4 protein-coding genes and 1 pseudogene are annotated in these 3,992 nt (G+C 33.0%); 1 reads left to right on the top strand and 4 read right to left on the bottom strand.

Annotated elements, in window-relative coordinates:
* Window positions 1–584: 584 nt before the first annotated feature.
* From lipB to P618_RS07680, 4 genes are all read right to left on the bottom strand, one after another.
* A complete protein-coding gene (gene lipB, locus P618_RS01235) occupies window positions 585–1,196 on the bottom strand; it encodes a lipoyl(octanoyl) transferase LipB (RefSeq protein ID WP_024161033.1) in 612 nt (203 codons plus the stop codon).
* Between the two features lie 6 nt (window positions 1,197–1,202).
* Window positions 1,203–2,033, bottom strand: a complete 831-nt coding sequence (locus tag P618_RS01230; RefSeq protein ID WP_021827105.1) for an undecaprenyl-diphosphate phosphatase — start codon at window positions 2,031–2,033, stop codon at window positions 1,203–1,205.
* A 549-nt stretch (window positions 2,034–2,582) separates the two neighbouring features.
* On the bottom strand, window positions 2,583–2,720 hold the full coding sequence (locus P618_RS09075) for a transposase (RefSeq protein ID WP_021827104.1): 138 nt from the start codon (window positions 2,718–2,720) through the stop codon (window positions 2,583–2,585).
* Window positions 2,721–2,826: 106 nt separating this feature from the next.
* A complete protein-coding gene (locus P618_RS07680) occupies window positions 2,827–2,976 on the bottom strand; it encodes a hypothetical protein (protein ID WP_021827103.1) in 150 nt (49 codons plus the stop codon).
* Window positions 2,977–3,165: 189 nt separating this feature from the next.
* Here P618_RS07680 and P618_RS06440 point away from each other — a divergent pair.
* A pseudogene (locus P618_RS06440) lies at window positions 3,166–3,312 on the top strand (IS5/IS1182 family transposase); the annotation flags it as partial.
* Between the last annotated feature and the right edge of the window lie 680 nt (window positions 3,313–3,992).

The following is a 3,992-nucleotide window of genomic DNA, read 5'->3' as shown; positions in this document are numbered from 1 at the left end:
CCCGATCAATGGCCTACAAAAACGCATTTCCCTTGATCTGTGAGAACCTTCTGTACTGTCAATATGAACAAATCCAAAGGGATAAATTTCTTTTTTTCAGGAGCCGACTCTTTTTTTGGGTAAGACATTTAGACAAGAGGCGTCAATGCAGATTAGAGCCCATGAGATTGGGAATCTTTTCTTTCACTTTGTACAGAGTTTTGTATTTCTTTTCGGACTCGAAGCGTGGTCTTGGCATTTCCATGCAGTATACTTTCCATAAATTAGCCTCCTTTAGTGCCTTATAGGTTATACCATAAGAATTTGGAACTAAACAAAAAATTATTTTCTCCCTTAAATCTAAGCTGTTTTGTTTATTTGTCATTTTCTCTTAAAAATAGCATCTCATTGTCCCGTTTTTAAGCTAAATTACTATAGCTTACGAAGAAATTTATTTTTTTGTTTTTATCCTATTATAAATTCACTCTATTCACTGTGTATTCAGAGTTACTAGATAATAAAAAAAATTAACAAAATAAATATTTTAAATTTCATTAAAACGATTTTAATTTTATAATTTTGTCACAGAATTACTTTAGGTGTTTTTAAAATGGGCATGTTCTGCGAATTAAACCATCTATTTCTTCATAATCAAAAAAAAACCCCAATTGATCTAAGGAGGTCATACCAAATTTTTTATCCAGTCCACAAGGAGAAATGTTTAAAAACGCTTTCGAAGGTGAGTACAGATTAAGAGCCATTCCATGAAACGCAACATTGCGTTTAATTTGAATTCCAATAGATGCGATTTTGTTATTCTGGATCCATACACCTCGCCGTTCTTTTGTGCAATTTCCGTAAATACCTAATTTATTCAAAATATTAAGAATCCATTTTTCTAATATATCTAAGTACGTAGTTACAGTAAGTTCGCGTCGTTTAAGATGGACAAATGGATAAATCATGCGTTGTTCTGGGCCATGAAACGTTAGCAATCCTCCTCGACCTGAGCGATATACGGGAATACATAAATTTTGAGGTATATAAGAAGATGCGTTAGCGCCCAAAGTATACACTGGAAAGTGACTTAAAAGCCAAACAGATTCACACGCTTTTTCATCACAAACATCGTAAGCATACGCCATTATTTCATCATGAACTTTTGAATAATCTTGAAGACGACTCCAACGATAAAAATTAACTGGAAAACAAATCATAAAAACTTAAAAAACTGCGCTATAACACAATAAAAATATTGCTAAAATACACCGATAAAAGAAAAACCATAAAAAAGAAAAGCGTTCAATGTAATATCGAAAAATCAGCAACGTAACTACACAGCTAGTAAATGTTATCGCAATGGTTTGCCCCCAAAGAAAAGAACTTAATCCTAAAGTTCTCCAAGTTTGAGCTTCTAAAGTTACACACGCAAAAATAGAAACTATCCCAAGAGAAATAGAAATTCGTAATGATTCAATTCTAGAGTATCCAATCCATCTGCTGGCTAATAAACATGCCCCCAAACGACTAACTCCTGGCAAAAGTGCTAACATTTGTAAAAAACCTAAAGTCAGCGCACGATAAGCCCAACCTTTTTCAAATTTTTCGATTTTTACAGGATAAAGACGAGCTCCATACTGATCGCTCCACCATAACAAAAAACCAAACAAGACACACAAAAAGGCTATAATGTTAGGTGATTGAAGCCGAATATGTAGCACATGAAGAATACCGCCAACAATCAATACAGGGAGGCTAGAAATCGCAACAAACATCCACCAACGCGCTTCCTTTGTTGTAAAATGACCTCTCAAAATATGAAAAAACCCCAAAAACATTTTTCCTACCGATGAAGGGTACACCGCACAAAAAGCAAGTCCTGTTCCCATGTGCAACGCGCTTTCTAAGGCAAGGCTTAAAGGAAACTGCATCCACTGTGCTATCAACCGAATATGAGAAGACGAGCTTACCGGAATCGCTTCAGTTATTCCTTGAACTAAGCTATACACCCATAAAAATCGCCCCATAGTAACATTGTAATTTAAAATAAGCACACAAGAGTACCACAATTTTTGAAAAGAATGAAGAGGTACCTGTATTTGAAAACATTTTTATCTAAACTCGTTAAAAAAAATTGATATCTTAATATTTACCAACAAATTATGTTGAGCAAAATATAAGCGAAAACTCAACTTATCTTAAATTATAACCCTTTTATATCGTGTGTGCTATATAATAATAGAAAGCCTATCTTCGATTCACTAAATGTCGCGCTCTATTATTCACAAACCGAAACTTAATTTACCCTATCTAAAATTGACCGATATCGTAAAAATCGTAAACATGAACGAAAGCTTTGCAGGAAGAAAGGAAGAAACTTTTTTTTGAGAACGAACGATGACTTATCTAAAAAATCTAGGATATAATAAATTGAATAAAAAATATTTAAATATTTACGATTTTATAATAAAATCAGTTGAAATTATAATAAAACAAAAAAAGTATTAGTTGATTGATATAGTAATTTAGCATGCAAATGGGATTTAAAAAAATGCGCTAATAGCCTCGTAAATTTTATCAAACTGGTTAATTTGATTTTTGACTCATTTTTTCATATTAGCCCAAAATTTTTCTATTGGATTCAAATCGGGTGAGCATGGCAGTAAAAAGATGAGTTGATAACCTACAAATTCGATCAACTCTTTCGTTCTTTGTGATCTATGAAATGCAGCATTATCCATTATTACAATTTACCCAGGTTCTAATTCTTTAATCAATACCTCTTTTATCCAAGCTTCAGATAATTTTGTATGACAAAAACCATAAAATACCATAGGTGCTATCGATTTAAGATATCCAGATATAATTTTTTCCTCTGATAATAGTTACCGCTCTTTTTGGCAGCAAGCTTTTTTCCCCTTTCTGCCCCATCCTGCGTTCTGCACAAATAGTCATCTCAACACCGCTTTCATTATCTTGGTAAACCTGATCCACCACACCTACTTACGCTACTTCTTGGATGTCGTGTTTTGAGTGTTAACAAGCTTAATATATTCTATTACTCTCTCCCTTGGATCTAAGCTGTATTATTTTTTTTTCATTTTCTCTTAAAAATAGCATCTCCTTGTCCCGTTTTTAAGATACATTAGTCCTTTAACCAAATAGGAAAAGAAGAAAAACCAAGAACTTTCGAAAGAAAGAGTTGCAAACGAAAATGTTATCGGCATGCTCAAACGATTTAAAGCTATATCTGAAAAGTATAGAAACAGAGGAAAAAGATTTGGCCTCAGATTCAATCTGATCACTGGAATTTATAATTTGGAGCTCGTATAAATAAGTTTCGAAAGAGGTCTTCCGGAACAACTGGCAATAGTTCTTTTATGCACATTTCGGCGTTTCCATGCCAGAAATATCTAAACTTTTTACAGTCAGTTCAGTTACAGTCTTCAAATAAATCAATCAAAAATCAAATAATATTCAAATTACAAAAACACAGACGGCTGAAACTGTTATTCAAATGGACGAGATGTGGTATTTCCTTCATGGAAAAAAACACTTTACAGATCTGGAGAGCTATTGATGAGGTATCGCGTTACTTTATCGACTGGGAGCTTGATGATGGCAGAGACGCCAGCCTGACAAAACTCATTAAAAGGTCAATGTGTTACAGGTGAATGAGAAAGTTTCTTTAGATATCTTCCTGTGGAAAAAATTTTGCATTTCTTATTGAATCAACACACAATGATATTCGACATTCATGGGAATACTTTAAAAGAAAGACAAAATCATCTTCTCGTAGTCATGATATATTTCATAAGACAGTGAAACTGTTTTATTACTTTCAAGATAACCCAAAAAACGTCAATTTATATATGACTACATTATTATTCTTTACTCATCTTACGTAGCACCTTTCAAAATTTGAAGTTCATTGAACATTAAAACATTGGCTTTTAACAATAGTTTTTGTTTTATTGCAAAATGATTCAATGAGGTTTTCACTTTCAATAATT

The organism is Holospora obtusa F1 (assembly GCF_000469665.2).
GTDB classification, from domain to species: Bacteria; Pseudomonadota; Alphaproteobacteria; order Holosporales; family Holosporaceae; genus Holospora; species Holospora obtusa.
Note: the sequence above shows the minus strand (reverse complement) of the source record. Positions and strands in the feature narration are given on the sequence as shown.